The sequence below is a fragment of the Geomonas anaerohicana genome (assembly GCF_016458305.1).
Taxonomy (GTDB): domain Bacteria; phylum Desulfobacterota; class Desulfuromonadia; order Geobacterales; family Geobacteraceae; genus Geomonas; species Geomonas anaerohicana.
Genome location: NZ_JAEMHL010000007.1, coordinates 142,818 through 157,013, shown reverse-complemented (window position 1 = coordinate 157,013; position 14,196 = coordinate 142,818). Strand labels below are relative to the sequence as shown.

Here is a 14,196-nt window from a genome sequence, read left to right as displayed (position 1 = left end):
CCCTCCACCTCTTTCTTCACCGACGTCTGCACCGGTCCCCTACCGCCGCTAAGGGATCAGCCGTGGTCCCTTTTCGAGGCTGCGAACGATGGCCAGATTGTCATCACAGATTTGCCTGAACCTTTCTGAGATCCTGTTATCCGCCGCGGCCCGCTCCCAGAAGGTGGCCGCCGCGGTCAGGGCCGAATCCCATTGGTTGGCGGCCTGCGTCGAGAAGACGGGTGGCTTAAAGGTGAGCTCTGGCGCTGCCCCATCCATGGGGCGGTAGAGCATGGGAAGCATGTCATAGGCAGGTCTCAGCGTAAAGCGGTCGGCAGAAACGGAAGCGAGAGACACGTTGCCAAAATGCTTGTCGGTGTTGGCTATGAGATCACCGAATACCCACAGCCATCTGAGATTGCGAGCGTCGTCACTGGTCAACCTGCCGTCGGCTTCCATTCTATCAGCAGCAGCAACCCAGTTGTCTTGCCGCCCGTAGAATTCATTGTCGATAGCGCGCAGGGAAATCATCGGCAACCGGCCGCATCGTCCTACCCTGTCAAACCTGGTCACCTCGAGGAAAACCCTATCCTCAGCCACTACCAGGGAAGTCTTGACAGCGGCTATCCCCACTTCCCCGACGATGTCGAGGGCGATGTGCTCGCAGATTAAAAGGTCCGCCCAGCGGCGTCCTTCGACGGAATGAACGGGAGGGGAGAATTTCACGAGGAGATTCTCGATCTCCCCTCCCCTATCCACCCTCACGGTGAATTTGGGCTGCTCCCCCCCCGCAGACGACCCGACCGGCTGGCCCTCCATGGCGTTCTTCGCCATCGTCGGATAGGCTGTTACTAATTCATCGTGGGTAATGAGATCGGATCTCTCATGTGACTGGCTGAAGTACCGGTCCAGAGACTGCTGGCCGATAATCAAGTTGCCCATCAAGTCCTCGCCAAGGTAGGCAAGAGCAACGAGCACGTGGTCATCGGTCCAATCGAATATGCGCAACGGCAGAGAGAGAGTTTCAGACAGGCGTCGAACAAAAGCTCGCCCAGTAAAGCCGTCCGGTTGCAGATCCGACAGGAACCATGGCAGGCTTTTGTATTGGACAGCACCATCACCTTTCGGCTGCCACAGATACTCGTCATGCCCTATCGCGCTTAACGCCCCAATGAAAGAGGCGTTCCCGTCTTCGTCCACGCGAAAAACAGGAAACTCCCCCCCGAGGCCTCTAAGGTCGCGTCTGATGGTATAGCGTCTTGTGCGCGCGTTACCGATGATCACGACCTGTTCGGATACCCGTGAGATAAGGCGCGAGACAGAAGGCTGGCTTAGATTGAGTCGCTCTTGAATGTCTTCAGAGGTACGAACGCCGGTAGCGAGATACGCCAGGAGTCTCGCTTCGTTATCAGCTTGCGCGCGGGACATGATGCCCCATGTTGTGAATGGATTCGTGAATAGATTAGCGAATCCATTCTTAACAGATTTCCCGCGTATTTTCAATGCATAACGCCAGCAAGCTCCACAATCATGAATAGCAGCCCCAAGACAAGAGGACACAGAGATCATAACTTCCTCGCTCAGGAAGTTATATTCTCACGTGTCCTCTTGTCTTTTTACCCTTCTCCGCCGAACTCACATCACGGGCTTCCCATGTCTGTACTGAAACTATATTCTTATACCCGCCCCCTTGGCTCCTTGGCATATAGATCAGGAGAGATTGCAACTTTGCAAGCCTGACCCGGGACTTCTCGGGACTTCTTGAATGCCGAGGATGCCGAAGTAGGGAGAGGCCTGCTGGGTGAATTCATGAAGATATTTGCGCGGGGAGTGGTGTCCGTGCTCGATCAGTTTCTCCACTAGGTCATTCTTCTCGCGCCAGTCTACGGAGTTTAATCGCTGCTGTTCCAGTTCCTTCGTGTACGCCTCATGTCTGCCGATGGTCTGCAGGCGGTCGACAGCGTAGCGCTCAATCGCCTCACGGACCCTGTCCAGCCGCTTAATATCCTGTTGTACAATTTCCATCCACTCTCCAGCCGAAACATAAAAAAGCACCCACAGGAAACCCCGTAAGTGCCTTGTAACCGTAATATGCGAGACAGGCCGTCATCGCCCATCTCGCACGCTCAACGCGGAGTAGATATACCCAGATTCAGCATCTCTTTCAAGCACTTTCTTCCACACCTCTCTCCAGCCGTGCCGGTGGGGTCAGTCAAGTGGCTTGATTGGCAGAGGCGTCTGCCCTGAGACGGCCAAACGCCAGTCTGCCTGGAGGTCTTCCTTGTGAATCTCTATCCACGCCTGAACAAGTATTTGTTTGTTTTCAGGTAATTTACCGTCTAGGAGCATACCGTCTTGGATTGAAAAAATGGCATTGTCATCTCCATATGAGGCGTGCACGTGCGGTGGAGAGGACCCCTTTCCCTCGTGAGAGAACATGTAGACAATGATGCCGAAAAACATCGAGATGATGGGCATTTTTGGATTCAGGTCAAGTGTTGAAAAAAGACCGGCAACGACGCTGCGACACTGCGCCCGGCATTGGTTAGTGAAGCCGGTCTCTCTTCCATAGCCCGCTCTCCCTTCCTAAACGTTAAATCCTCTGTCGGTGAGCGCTACACTGCAACCTGGTCATCGCAACCAACTTAACAGGTGCAGGAAATGTGGCCATCCGACCTCTTGTGCTTGCACACTTTTTGTCTTTCCACAAGTAACCTTAGCCGTTTCTCTGATATACCTGCGCGTCTGCTCCGCCTGTCTTTGAGCATATAGATTGTGAGACATCCTGCCAATAACGGAGGATAGCGCTAAACAGTTCGTTGAGGCGCAGGTGGGACAGCAACTCCCAGAGTGGATGGTGTCACAGTTGACGCATAGTCTTGCGTCGTCCAGATGAAGGTGGATTACATCGGGATAGAGCCGAGCTCTCTTAAGAAGCGTCTCCTTGCTAACGGCTAAGGTCATTGTTGCCTCCTTTTCGCGTAGTGTCATAGAGAAGCTGTCCACCTTAGTCTATATGAGAATTTTAACTTTTATGTCATTTTTGTAAAGCGAGCCGGCACGCTGGCGGCAGCTAGCATCGAAGGGCGATGCTCCTTAGACGCTCCCATAACAGGCACAAATCCAACACTTAAACTTTAGGAAGCCGTGACTTTTGCACTTTTCCCCCATGAAATACACCACAATCCCGTATCGCAAACCTCAGAGTTTCTCTTAGTAAGCGAGTTTTTCTCTCAAAGATTTCGGGGAAATACTCTGTCCACGTCCAATAGTGGCAGCATTACAGCAATTACTGATTAGACCTTATTTACATTTGATGACACAAATGTAAACATTGTAGAGTTGACAAGGTGGTTACAGATGGGCAAAGGCATCAGGCTGAGCAAAGGAGTTGGTAGGCGCGTAGTTGCAACAGCGGTTTATTAATAGCTGTAGCCTATAAGGAGGTGTTATGAGTCCACAATACCAGGTGATCAAGCAGTGCATGCAGCTATTGAAAGAAAGCAACATCTCTGCGGTGAAAAAACTACGGCTGGAAATTCAATTCATGCAGTTGCTGAGGGTGATGCTGAACCAGGACCTGACTGAGGATGTCAGAGGGGTCTGCAGCAAAGACGCCTTTGACCAACTCCACCTCGAAGTCCGAGCTCTGCGTCATGATGGCAGAAGCGAGAATGTCAACGAGCTTATGGAGCATATCGGGAACATACTCGTCGCTCTTTCTGAAAGAGAGCGCGAATTTGACAGTTGCAACTGACGTTAATAATGGCGATTCCACCGCAGGTCATGCTATCAGGTGCTTTCTTTCATGCACCCTTCATAGAGATGGATAATATTAAACCAACCGCGAGGCTGGGACGGAAAACCAATGGGTCTCTCAGAGACAGCCGGGTCGCCGAAATATCATGAACACTTTCGGTACCCGGCGTTTTTATCTCAAAACGGAGAAGGGTCAAACATGGGTGCAATTATAGATACATTGTTAATCGGCAAGGATGGAATACAAACAATATCGAAGAGATACCCACACTGCGTTGTGAGCAAGGTGGCCGACTCGCAGCAACAGCACCAGAAATACCGCATCATCATACCTGGCCATGAGCTCGAGGAGGAATATTATAATTTTCTGGTGGATTCAAGGATGGCTCTAGCGTCGTCGAATTTCAGGATGAGGATGCAAAGCGATGCACGCTTTAAAGAAAAGATGATTGTACGGGCCAATGCAGTTGAAGATGGAATACCGGAGTAGTCTCAGATCAGGTGGGTCATCAATCCCGTCGAATGACCTCCCCCGGTGCAGTCTCCCGCATGTCAGCGAAGGCAGGGTATCTGTCAACGCACGGCATTATCGATGATGCCCCTGTAGATAGTGCGCCACCGGTACAAGCCGTCATTGGCAATGCTATGGAACAAAGCGGCCGGAAAAGCGGAACGGATCTCGTAACCACGTCCAGGTATGGTGGGAAACAACATGCGGTGATTAGTCGGTGATGGGCTGTCGATGCTTGGCGTGTGGGTCCTATCAACTGGCCTGAAAGGGGGAATGTAGCCGATAGAGCTGACGCAGTCTCGAGAACCGTTCCCTGACGATACAGCACAAAGAGCATTGCCGGAAGACTGCAACAGCATGAAAATGACGATGAAGCCGATTCCCTTCATGTCTTCCTCCCTGGTGCTATCAGCTTTCCGAATCTTCAGAACAGGCGGTAAATAAAGAGACACAGCAATAGTCCTGCGATGATGACCTCTCCTGCCCCCCCTGCTGGTCTGCCGGCAGGCCTGCGCCGCGTCCGCCCTTGAGCCGCGATTTCGTCAAGAACCCAATATGGCAGACAGCCGCCTGACCTGGTCTGTTGGAAATAGTCCTCTCGTTTTCTTCGCATCGATCAGCTCCGCCGGATGCATACAAAATGGAGGGTCATGAAAGCCTGCCTCTGTCGCAATGTGTATTGCCCGTACCTAGTTCTCGCAGCATGACGTCTATTCGGTCGGTGACATGTGACATCGCGTCGTGCTGATCCTCTTGAGAGCAAGCTGCATATACCATCAGGAGCAACTCGGCGAACGAGTGAACACTGCAACTTTCGTCCGTGGTAGCAACGGCATTACTCTTCAGGAGAAGCCGCTTCATTTGGTATAGCAAAGTTTCGACGTGCAATCTTTTTTTTAGTGGTATGTCGCACTGTCTGACCAGAACTAGACAATCATTTATGATACTGTACCGGAAATCCATCTCACCTCACCTTGATTGCACGCACCCTTCCTCGGGTTACCCATGGGATGACCACCCCACAATGCATAACACTCTTAATCCATGCATTGCACTTTACACATTAATTCATTCTTTGTCAGCATAGCAAAAACCTTAAACCAGAATTAAGGAAAAGGAGTAATGTGTCAGACGACTGTGCCGGTTCAAAAGCAGCTTTATCGCACTTCCCCTCACTGTGACGAAATAAACGTTAATATATACTAACGACATCAGTCAGAGATATCGGAGGGGGTATGTGCTGCGAGACAATTCCGGGTAGTGTACTGCTTCTTGATTGCGATGCTCTAACGCGCTTGCTTACGCGGACAGTCCTGGAACAGACAGGTTTCTCAGTACATGAGGCGACAGGGTATGAAGAGGCAGTTGAACAACGCTCCATCACTGCGCCAGACCTCGTCGTGGTAAACCTGATGAAGACCCCGGAGGCCGGCCTCTCCTTTTGCGCGCACATACGGCAGCAGGCCGGAGGATGGCAAGAACCTATTCTGGCTGTGATCTGGATTAACGAGGAAAAGGCGATCAGATCCGCTTACGATGCCGGAGCAACTGACATCGTGACCATGCCTTGCCATCACCTCGTGCTACATTTCAGGTTGCGCTGTGCGATGCGTGTTCACCGCGTCATGGACACACCAAAAGTCATTCTCGCCGAAACGACTCCTCCACCAGTTCCCGCCGGCCATTCGGTGAGCAGTTATTGGAGCGCACCTGCCAACCGGGAGAAACTGAGGGAGGTGCCAGCGAGAAGCGCCTGTACCAGTTTCACCGGCATGCCCGACAAACATGCATTTGAAGCTCTCTTGCGTGTTGCCATATCGTCGGCAAAAGAGCGGTCATTGTCCGTGTTCTTCATGGAAATAGAGGACTTGCAGTCGCCCTGCGAGAAAAGCAAGGGTACGGTGGAAGCCATCGGGGCAGACTTGGAGAGAGGGATGGAACGTTTTATCGGCAGGATGACCAGCAGGTATTTTCCTGTTGGCCGACTCGGCCCGCTTCAGTTCAGCCTGGTGCTCTTCGATGTGGTTACCTGGAGCGAAGTGAGAAAGCATGTCTTGTCCATCAAAGATGACCTCACGGCAGCTTTCTGCAGGGACGGAAATCACACACCTGTGGCGATGAAGGTAGGTGTCAGCGTTTGTCCCGATGACGGACACGATGCCGCAGCCTTGCTCAAAAAAGCGGAGATGGCCAGGTACCACGTGAATGGGGGTGGCGGCACCAGCAGCTTTCATTTCTATAGACCGCTTTGCACGGATTCATCGGTCTATTATGATTCCCTGGTGATCACTTGAGCATCATGATCTGCCGACGATCCCATCCTGCACGGCGTGATTGACCAGCTGGGCAATATTGGTCACTTTAAGTTTCTTCATCAATTTGAGGCGATATGTTTCGACTGTCTTGATGCACAGGTTTAATTCATAGGCAATTTCCTTGCAGTTCTTGCCTGTCACCAGCAGTCGATAAGTCTGCTCCTCGCGCGGAGTCAGGTTGTAACTCTTGGAGACGCTGTGCTCGTCGGTAAAGCCGGAAATGATGGTATCGCTGAGCCGGTGGCTGAGATAAGAGGCATGGTTAGAGACACATCGAACTGCGGTTATTACCTCGTGAAAGGCCCATTCCTTCAATATGAAGGACTTGACCCCTAGCTTCAGTGCCTCTACAACGTACTGCCTGTCGCTGTGCATAGTCAGGATGATGACTTCCACTTGAGGCGCTTTTTCGATGATCCTGCTCGCCACCTCCGTGCCTTTCAACCCGGGCATGCTCAGATCCAATATTGCGACGTCCGGCAAAGTCTCCAATGCCAAATCTACGGCAGAAAGCCCATCGTCGGCCTCAGCCACGACCGTCATGTCATGCTCACGCTCGAGCAGGACGCGCATGCCTTCCCTGAACATGTGATGATCATCTGCCAATAAGATTTTGATGCTCATATCGCCCCCTAGCCGTATCAGGATTAGCGTTTTATAACAAAGCTACATAGACAACTATCACAGAGGAAGAATTCTGTCAATTTTGCGGCCCTTTCGAAGAAAAGGCTTGTTTCATCCCCACCAAGACCCGCACCCTACAAAGAGGTTGAATTATTAATAATTTATATTTATATTGGGCCAACAAAACTCCAGCCAAGGAAATGAGGACGAGACACAATGCCCACTGAATGCCTCGTTGATCAGGTAAAGGATTACACAGCAGTCGACAAAACAAGCGTTCAACACCTCCTGACTCTGACCCGTCATATACCTGCCGCCATCTTCCAATACCGGATATTTTCTGACGGCAGCAAAGAAATAACCTATGCGAGTCCGAGCATACAGGACATTTTCGGTGTTTCTCCAGGTGAGGTAAAGGCGGACGCCACGGCGCTATTCACCCACCTGCACGAGGAGGACCGCCAAGTGGTGCTCAGTTCCATCGACCATTGCAGTAAGACCGGATTGCCGTGGTCGCGTGAGTTTCGCATTGCCATCCCCAATCAGAAGCCGCGCTGGGTTGAAGCAGATGCTCAAATACAGGTCTGTGAGGACCATGCCATCTGGCATTGCCTGGCGCGTGACATAAATGAACGGATGGTGCTTGAAAACGAACTGCGCGAAGCCCAGGATTGCCTGATGTTTCTGGTCGAGGAGCGGACCGAAAAGCTATCCAAGGCGAATAAAACCCTGGCCCGCCTGAATCAGGAGGTGCAGGCAGAAATCCAGGAGCGCATTGCTCTTGAACGTAAATTGAAAGACTCATACGACCTACTGTCCCAACTCACCGCAGACCTGGTGCAATCGGAAGAGCGGGAACGCCGTCGAATCGCAATGGAACTGCACGATAACGTGGTACAGCATCTTGCGCTGGGCAAGCTAAAACTCGATATGTCGCAGGAAGAGGGGGGACTCCAAACAGAACAACTCCAGGTATTAAGCGACCTGATAGTCGGCGCGATGCATCAAATCAGGCGCGCCTGCAACGATCTCAGTCCTCCCCTGCTCTACGACCTTGGCGTAGTGCAGGCCATCGAGAGCCTGGGAGAACGGCTGGCTCGTGAACATCACTTTCGTTTCGAGCTCTCGAGCAACATAAGTAACATGAAAACGTCCGAACAATTACGCACGGTTTTGTACCAGACCGCCAGCGAACTGCTGATAAATGCCGTAAAACACGCAAAAGCCAAAAACATCAAGGTCCGGTTGCACGCCAGGCAAAATGAGTTGCGACTTTCGGTGTTGGATGACGGGATCGGATTCCCGGCTTCTTACAGCAAAGGTTTCGGGCTTGCGCATATCAACCAGAGGATCGAGTGCTTCAAGGGGAACTTGTCTGTACGCTCCAAGCCTGGCAAGACAGCTGTAGCTGTCGTCCTGCCGCTAGAAGGACAGTGAAGTTTAAATATCCAATACCACCTTACCAGGTCGGTTTGTGACATATCCGTTTTGCAAGAGGAAGATTCTGAATTCTTTGTTAGTACTGCAGAAGTGCTGCACCATCCAGCTTTCCAGAAAGAACACCAAGCCCTTATTTACTGCCTCCCCCTTCATAAAAGCCGTCCTGTATGATGTAACCCGCGCGACAAAGGCATCGTGTTCTTCTTTATGGAGGGCTGTCCCTGCGAAGGCAAGTCTCGTCATCCAATCCTCTTCGCACCTGAAGTGGCACATGCTCAACGTCAATAGCGCCGTTAGCAAGGCGACCATGCCCTCACCAGAGTAAGTCGCCTCAGCATGTATTATGTGGAGCAGTTTGAAGAGGAGCTGATGGTTGTCGTCCACCGGCTTCAAACCTATAGACAATTGTGAACTCCACTCTGGCAAGACCATTAATAGCTCCTGATCAAAAAAAAACAAGCCGGGGCCGATATATCAGTAGATATTTCGGCGTCCCGGCTGTCTCGTGGAGACCCTGTGGGCTTTCCGTCCCACCCTCGCGGATGGTTTAGTTTTGTCGTTTATCTATAAGTGAAGGATATGTGGCCCCACAATTAGTACATTCTGACGCTTTAGTCAAGAAATTTTAATACAACTGTGACCTTTTAAACATTAAAGCCTGTCGAGAACACGTCTTTGTAACCTAGCCTGCTCCAACCGCTTCAGAAAGATTTCTACCATCGTGTTGTCCAATTCGTAAAACAGTGACGGAAAGTCGATTGGCTTGCGGAAATAGCCAGCACACCCTGTGCTCTTGCACATCCTGATTGTCTCAGAGTCATCGTACGCTGATAGGAAAACGATGGGGGCAAGGTAGCCTTCCCTGACGATCTCCTCCGCCAGTTGAATTCCGCTTACGTATGGCATGGATACGTTGACGATGAAAAGGTCGGGACTGAACTGTCTGGTCTTCACTAGGGCGTCAAATCCGTTGTCCGCATGTATTATCTTATGCCTGGGATAGTTGATCCTGAACATGTGGCCGAACATGTTACTGACTTCAATATCGTCATCAACATAAAGAACCGTCATCAGGCAGAGGTCTTTTACTTTTGCCATGACATAGCTCCATTTTCATCTGCTAAGCACACGCCCAGAGGGTTTATTTCAGTAGTTGGAAACATGAAAAGGGGAAAGGGCAAAGCTGCCCCATCCTGTCAGTGCTTGAACAGCTTGAGCGCCCTGTAAAAAGCCGGTGCCAGCATCACCACCAAGAGTCCCGGGAAAATGCAGAACGTCAGCGGGAAAAGCATTTTAACTGCCGTTTTGGCGGCTTGTTCCTCTGCCAGTTGCTTTCTTTTGGTTCGCAGCGAGTCGGAGTAGATCCGCAGGGTCTTGCCGAGGCTCGTGCCGAGTTTGTCTGTCTGCACCAGCATGGAAACCAGTGCCTTTATGTCATCGACCGCCGTCCTTTCGGCAAGCCCTCTGAGCGCCTCGGGCCGAGGCCTCCCGGCGCCGATCTCGAGTATCACGATTTCGAGCTCTTCAATCAGCGGACATTTCTTTTCTTGGAAATTATCCACGGTCCTGACCAGGGCAGCGTCGAGCCCCAGGCCCGCTTCGACACAGACGGTCAAAAGGTCGAGCACGTCGGGGAGGGCATGAAAGATGGCAGTCTTGCGTGCCTTGGCGCGGTGATCGAGCCAGAGGGTGGGAAGAAGATACCCTGCAGTGGCAAGTGAGAGGGTAATGATGATCGAGGTGCCGCCCGTCAAAGTGCCGCGGGGCAGCGCGAAGAGCACCAGGTAAACAGCAGCAAAGGTGATGGCAAAGACGATCTTGGCCCCCACGAAAGCGAAAACTGCTTCCTTTTTGTACCCTGCAGCGGTGACGGTTTCACGGAGTACCTGCAGCGTACCTGGTTTGCCTTGCAACCTGGTGCCTACGCTCGCCAGCGCACTCTGCCATTTTTCCGTCTCCGCCACCAGTGACGGTGTGTCATCCTTCACCGGAATAAGTTTGGCCAGCCGGTTTCGCAAGGCCTCCCGCCTGCTCAACAGAGGATATAGCAGAGCACCTACAAGGACTGTCACACTGACGAAGATCGAAATGGTGATAAGGGTGAGCATTTCGTGATACCCCCTAGATGGATATGTTGATGATCCTCCGGATCATCAGGTACCCCACGACCTGCCCCAAAACCGCGGCGCCAAGCAGGTACTGGCAGAGGCCTCTCGTAAAAAAAACGTCCAGGTAGCCGGGTCGAAGCAGGTAGAACACCGCGAACATCGCCACCGGCAGCGCAACCAGTATGTACCCGGAGATGCGACCTTCCGCGGTGAGAACATCGACCTGCCTGCGTATCTGCAGCCGGGCCCTGAGCGTGTCGGCCAGTTTGTCGAGAATCTCGGAGAGGTTGCCGCCGGACTCCCGATTTATCCTGATGATGGTGATGAAAAAGCTGAAGTCCGGACTTTCAACTCTGTTTTTAAGCGACAGCAGGGACTCGACCATCCTGACTCCCAGTTTTTGCTGCTCGTAGGCCTGCCTGAACATCCCGCCCACCGGCTCCGGCAGTTCCTGACCGACCAGTTCTACGGCAGCCGCCAAGGAGTGCCCAGCCCTCAGCGAGCGGGCCACCATGACGAGGGCATCAGGTAGCTGCTCGGCAAAGCGCTCGTTGCGTCGTTGCTTGGCCTTGACGATGTAGGCAAAGGGAAGTGCACCAAACGCAAGCGCCGCCAAGCATGCAGCGGCCACGCTTTCCTTCCAGATGTACAAAATGACAAACCCGGTGACCCAAGCCACTGCAACCAATAGCAGAAACTGCGTAGTCGAAAGCTCAACCCCGGAGAGCTCCACTTGTGTCTTTATGGACCTCGTTATCGGCAAACGTGCCAGTACCTGCTCGGCCACAGTCGTTTCCCGTAGCAGCGCATACTCGGGGCCCTCATCTGGAACACCTGCGCTCACGGCTAGGTTCCGCACCCTCCGCCTTATCTGATGCGCCTGCCTTACCGCCCGCACTGCTGCTACCAGCGGGAACGTGCCGACAAAAACACTGATGAAGACCAGCAGCAAGGTCACCCTCATCACTACCCCCCTTGGAATATGTTCTGCTGCAGTGTGAATCCGTGGGTCTTCAGGTGGTCTGCAAACCGAGGCCGGACACCGGTGGTATGGAATCTGCCCAGCACCCGCCCTGCTTCGTCCACCCCGGTTTGCTGGAAGCAGATGATGTCCTGCATGGTGATGGTATCGCCCTCCATGCCGGTTATCTCCGCAAACTTGACGATCCTGCGGGTACCGTCAGGAAACCGCACCAAATGGATGATGATGTTGATGGCCGATGCGATCTGCTCCTTGATGGCCCGGTCCGGCAGTTCCATGCCTGCCATCATGACCATTGTGGAAAGCCGGGACAAGGCGTCGCGCACCGTGTTGGCGTGAATGGTGGAAATGGAGCCGTCGTGCCCGGTGTTCATGGCTTGCAGCATGTCAAGCGCTTCCCCGCCACGCACCTCGCCCACTATGATCCGGTTCGGCCGCATGCGCAGCGCGTTGCGTACCAGGTCCCGCTGTGTTACTTCACCGGTACCTTCTATGTTTGCCGGGCGTGTTTCCAGGCGCACCACGTGGTCCTGTTTCAATTGCAGCTCGGCTGAGTCCTCGATGGTGATTATGCGCTCACTTTCCGGAATGAATTCAGAGATCACGTTGAGCAACGTGGTCTTGCCGGTGCCGGTTCCACCGCAGACCAGGATGTTCAGTCGCGTTTTCACCGCCCCCTCGATGAGTGCCGCCAGCCGGTGGTCCAGCGTGCCCAATTCGATGAGGTTGGTCATCCTGAGCGGCACCGTTCCGAAGCGGCGGATGGAGAGAGCCGGCCCGTCCAGTGCCAAGGGCGGAATGATCGCGTTGACCCGGGACCCGTCGGGCATGCGGGCATCGACGAAGGGGGAGGACTCGTCGATCCGTCTTCCCACCCGGGTCACGATGCGTTCAATTATCTGGAGCAGATGCGTGTTGTCACGAAAGGTTACGGTGGTCTTTTCCAACTTGCCGTTGCGCTCGATATAGGTGCTGAAGTAGTTGTTTACCAAGATATCCGATATGTCGGGGGAACTCAGCAGCGGCTCAAGAGGACCGTACCCGAAGGTCTCATGCTGCACCTCCATGACGAGCCTCTCCTTTTCCTGCTTGCTTAGCGGTACTCCTTCCTCGACGATGAGTTTTTCAATCACGGCGCCGATCTCCCTTTCCAACTCGCCGCTTCTTAAAAGCTCTAGTTTGGTAAGGTCGATTCGATCTATGAGCAGGCTGTGGATACGGCTTTTCAACTCCTGGAATGAAAGCGCCGCCCGGTGTGGTGACTGCCCATGGTTTGTTTGGTAGCTGGTAAAGACCATATGCCCTCCGTTACGGTGCAGTTTTGGCGTTGGCTTTGCCCGGGCACAACTGCCGGGCTAGCTGGTCCATCGCTCTACTGAAAGGCGCCTTGGGAAGACAATGCGCCACCGGCTCTCCCCTGTTCATGGCCAGCCTCATGTCGGCATAACTGTTGGGTAGCACGTGAAACGCCTTCGTTCCCAACACCTTCTCAGCATCCGTCATCTTGATTTCATCTCTGGGAAGATGCCTGTTCACGATTAGCTTCACCCGTTCCGGACCATGCCCTTCGCCGGCCAGCGCGCGCAGGTAGCGTTGCCCCGTCCTGAGGGCGGGGATGCTCAGCACTGTTGTGAAAAGCACACGGTCCGACAACTCGAAAGCGGCTAGATTTTTTTCAGAGAGTTCGCCGCCGGTGTCGATCACCGTGTAATCGAAACAGGTACGTAGCAAGGCGACCGTTTCCTGGACCAGACCGGCACCGATCCGGCTCGCCTCCTTAGGTTGGTCAGGACCGTCCAAAATCTCGACGCCGCAACTGTGCGGCATCATGATGCTCTTCAGGAAATTGGTGTCGACCTGCCCGGCCTTGGGCACCATGCAGGCCATCGTGTAACGGGGCGTCAAATCGAGAAAAGCACTGACATCGCCCCCGGAAAGGTTAAGGTCCACCAAGGCGGTGCTGTAACCCCGAGCCGCCAGCGTCGCGGCCAGATTAACAGCTACGGTGGTAGTGCCTACCCCGCCTGAAGGGTGATACACAGAAAAAATCTCTCCCTTGTGGCCGACGGAACTGCTCGACACGGCGTGAGACTTGGCTACTTTTCTGACCGCATCGGCAAGCTCGGAGGCCAAGACAGGTCTGCTCAAGTATTCGCTGGCCCCCGCCCTGATCAGCTTGAGAATCCACTCCGGACTGAGCGTAGCGCTGCTTACGAAGGTTGCACTGTTCGGGCAGCGCGAGAGCAGGAACTCCGTTTCCTTGGCTCCCCTTTCCAGGTCCTTGACCTCCAGAAGGACTATGTTGGGGTGGCAGGTCTGAATTTCCTGCAGTCCTTCCTGCAGTGTCCTGGCGGCCCCCAACAGGCGCACGTTGTCAGCCATGCTGCCCAGCATCTGCCTGATGTGGGCCGTAGCATCGGCATCGCTGTCAACCACATAAGCCGTTACTTGTTTCATACGAGGGTTCCTTTCTTGATC

15 protein-coding genes and 2 riboswitches are annotated in these 14,196 nt (G+C 53.3%); of the genes, 4 read left to right on the top strand and 11 right to left on the bottom strand.

The genetic code is table 11. The annotated features are described in order from the left end of the window. Positions 1 to 48: 48 nt before the first annotated feature. From yjjJ to JFN91_RS14270, 3 genes are all read right to left on the bottom strand, one after another. Positions 49 to 1,548, bottom strand: a complete 1,500-nt coding sequence (gene yjjJ, locus JFN91_RS14280) for a type II toxin-antitoxin system HipA family toxin YjjJ (protein WP_199389857.1) — start codon at positions 1,546 to 1,548, stop codon at positions 49 to 51. A gap of 141 nt (positions 1,549 to 1,689) precedes the next feature. Next, positions 1,690 to 2,004, bottom strand: coding sequence for a hypothetical protein (locus JFN91_RS14275; RefSeq protein ID WP_236015154.1), 315 nt, complete (start codon positions 2,002 to 2,004; stop codon positions 1,690 to 1,692). A 183-nt stretch (positions 2,005 to 2,187) separates the two neighbouring features. Next, positions 2,188 to 2,442, bottom strand: a complete 255-nt coding sequence (locus JFN91_RS14270) for a DUF4160 domain-containing protein (RefSeq protein WP_268898709.1) — start codon at positions 2,440 to 2,442, stop codon at positions 2,188 to 2,190. A 988-nt stretch (positions 2,443 to 3,430) separates the two neighbouring features. Between JFN91_RS14270 and JFN91_RS14265 the strand changes: the two genes are divergently transcribed. Together JFN91_RS14265 and JFN91_RS14260 are read left to right on the top strand one after the other, a co-directional pair. Further along, the gene (locus JFN91_RS14265) at positions 3,431 to 3,736 is read left to right on the top strand and encodes a hypothetical protein (protein ID WP_199389855.1); all 306 of its coding nucleotides are present in this window, start codon (positions 3,431 to 3,433) and stop codon (positions 3,734 to 3,736) included. 67 nt (positions 3,737 to 3,803) lie between these two features. Further along, a riboswitch (cyclic di-GMP riboswitch) is annotated at positions 3,804 to 3,879 on the top strand. Between the two features lie 58 nt (positions 3,880 to 3,937). Beyond that, positions 3,938 to 4,228, top strand: a complete 291-nt coding sequence (locus JFN91_RS14260; protein WP_199389854.1) for a hypothetical protein — start codon at positions 3,938 to 3,940, stop codon at positions 4,226 to 4,228. Positions 4,229 to 4,311: 83 nt separating this feature from the next. On the opposite strand, the gene JFN91_RS14255 is transcribed toward JFN91_RS14260, so the two are convergent. Next, positions 4,312 to 4,638 (bottom strand): hypothetical protein, encoded by a 327-nt coding sequence (locus JFN91_RS14255; protein ID WP_199389853.1) that lies wholly within the window; start codon positions 4,636 to 4,638, stop codon positions 4,312 to 4,314. Between the two features lie 846 nt (positions 4,639 to 5,484). On the opposite strand from JFN91_RS14255, the gene JFN91_RS14250 reads away from it, so the two are divergent. After that, positions 5,485 to 6,543 carry a response regulator gene (locus tag JFN91_RS14250; RefSeq protein WP_199389852.1) on the top strand — a complete coding sequence of 353 codons (1,059 nt, stop codon included), beginning with the start codon at positions 5,485 to 5,487 and terminating at the stop codon, positions 6,541 to 6,543. A 3-nt stretch (positions 6,544 to 6,546) separates the two neighbouring features. Here JFN91_RS14250 and JFN91_RS14245 read toward each other — a convergent pair whose 3' ends face one another. Continuing rightward, the gene (locus tag JFN91_RS14245) at positions 6,547 to 7,188 is read right to left on the bottom strand and encodes a response regulator transcription factor (protein WP_199389851.1); all 642 of its coding nucleotides are present in this window, start codon (positions 7,186 to 7,188) and stop codon (positions 6,547 to 6,549) included. Between the two features lie 216 nt (positions 7,189 to 7,404). On the opposite strand from JFN91_RS14245, the gene JFN91_RS14240 reads away from it, so the two are divergent. Beyond that, positions 7,405 to 8,625, top strand: a complete 1,221-nt coding sequence (locus tag JFN91_RS14240) for a sensor histidine kinase (RefSeq protein ID WP_199389850.1) — start codon at positions 7,405 to 7,407, stop codon at positions 8,623 to 8,625. A gap of 3 nt (positions 8,626 to 8,628) precedes the next feature. Here the strand turns inward: JFN91_RS14240 and JFN91_RS14235 are convergent, their stop codons facing one another. The 6 genes from JFN91_RS14235 to JFN91_RS14210 all read right to left on the bottom strand — a co-directional run bounded on the left by JFN91_RS14235 (position 8,629) and on the right by JFN91_RS14210 (position 14,175). After that, the gene (locus JFN91_RS14235) at positions 8,629 to 9,060 is read right to left on the bottom strand and encodes a bacteriohemerythrin (protein WP_199389849.1); all 432 of its coding nucleotides are present in this window, start codon (positions 9,058 to 9,060) and stop codon (positions 8,629 to 8,631) included. Positions 9,061 to 9,113: 53 nt separating this feature from the next. Further along, positions 9,114 to 9,190, bottom strand: a riboswitch (cyclic di-GMP riboswitch). A gap of 89 nt (positions 9,191 to 9,279) precedes the next feature. Continuing rightward, the gene (locus JFN91_RS14230) at positions 9,280 to 9,726 is read right to left on the bottom strand and encodes a response regulator (RefSeq protein WP_199389848.1); all 447 of its coding nucleotides are present in this window, start codon (positions 9,724 to 9,726) and stop codon (positions 9,280 to 9,282) included. A gap of 98 nt (positions 9,727 to 9,824) precedes the next feature. Then, the gene (locus tag JFN91_RS14225) at positions 9,825 to 10,736 is read right to left on the bottom strand and encodes a type II secretion system F family protein (RefSeq protein WP_199389847.1); all 912 of its coding nucleotides are present in this window, start codon (positions 10,734 to 10,736) and stop codon (positions 9,825 to 9,827) included. A 13-nt stretch (positions 10,737 to 10,749) separates the two neighbouring features. Next, a complete protein-coding gene (locus JFN91_RS14220) occupies positions 10,750 to 11,700 on the bottom strand; it encodes a type II secretion system F family protein (protein WP_199389846.1) in 951 nt (316 codons plus the stop codon). 2 nt (positions 11,701 to 11,702) lie between these two features. Beyond that, positions 11,703 to 13,016: a CpaF family protein gene (locus tag JFN91_RS14215; protein ID WP_199389845.1), complete on the bottom strand. Its 1,314-nt coding sequence runs from the start codon at positions 13,014 to 13,016 to the stop codon at positions 11,703 to 11,705. A 10-nt stretch (positions 13,017 to 13,026) separates the two neighbouring features. After that, positions 13,027 to 14,175: an AAA family ATPase gene (locus JFN91_RS14210; RefSeq protein ID WP_199389844.1), complete on the bottom strand. Its 1,149-nt coding sequence runs from the start codon at positions 14,173 to 14,175 to the stop codon at positions 13,027 to 13,029. Positions 14,176 to 14,196: the final 21 nt, after the last annotated feature.

Bases quoted from the DNA above. Each gene is read 5' to 3' on its own strand.
- JFN91_RS14245 (WP_199389851.1), bottom strand. From the start codon at position 7,188: ATGAGCATCAAAATCTTATTGGCAGATGATCATCACATGTTCAGGGAA.
- JFN91_RS14250 (WP_199389852.1), top strand. From the start codon at position 5,485: ATGTGCTGCGAGACAATTCCGGGTAGTGTACTGCTTCTTGATTGCGAT.
- JFN91_RS14235 (WP_199389849.1), bottom strand. From the start codon at position 9,060: ATGGTCTTGCCAGAGTGGAGTTCACAATTGTCTATAGGTTTGAAGCCG.
- JFN91_RS14220 (WP_199389846.1), bottom strand. From the start codon at position 11,700: ATGAGGGTGACCTTGCTGCTGGTCTTCATCAGTGTTTTTGTCGGCACG.
- JFN91_RS14225 (WP_199389847.1), bottom strand. From the start codon at position 10,736: ATGCTCACCCTTATCACCATTTCGATCTTCGTCAGTGTGACAGTCCTT.
- JFN91_RS14240 (WP_199389850.1), top strand. From the start codon at position 7,405: ATGCCCACTGAATGCCTCGTTGATCAGGTAAAGGATTACACAGCAGTC.
- JFN91_RS14275 (WP_236015154.1), bottom strand. From the start codon at position 2,004: ATGGAAATTGTACAACAGGATATTAAGCGGCTGGACAGGGTCCGTGAG.
- yjjJ (WP_199389857.1), bottom strand. From the start codon at position 1,548: ATGATCTCTGTGTCCTCTTGTCTTGGGGCTGCTATTCATGATTGTGGA.
- JFN91_RS14260 (WP_199389854.1), top strand. From the start codon at position 3,938: ATGGGTGCAATTATAGATACATTGTTAATCGGCAAGGATGGAATACAA.
- JFN91_RS14210 (WP_199389844.1), bottom strand. From the start codon at position 14,175: ATGAAACAAGTAACGGCTTATGTGGTTGACAGCGATGCCGATGCTACG.
- JFN91_RS14270 (WP_268898709.1), bottom strand. From the start codon at position 2,442: ATGTTTTTCGGCATCATTGTCTACATGTTCTCTCACGAGGGAAAGGGG.
- JFN91_RS14230 (WP_199389848.1), bottom strand. From the start codon at position 9,726: ATGGCAAAAGTAAAAGACCTCTGCCTGATGACGGTTCTTTATGTTGAT.
- JFN91_RS14255 (WP_199389853.1), bottom strand. From the start codon at position 4,638: ATGAAGGGAATCGGCTTCATCGTCATTTTCATGCTGTTGCAGTCTTCC.
- JFN91_RS14265 (WP_199389855.1), top strand. From the start codon at position 3,431: ATGAGTCCACAATACCAGGTGATCAAGCAGTGCATGCAGCTATTGAAA.
- JFN91_RS14215 (WP_199389845.1), bottom strand. From the start codon at position 13,016: ATGGTCTTTACCAGCTACCAAACAAACCATGGGCAGTCACCACACCGG.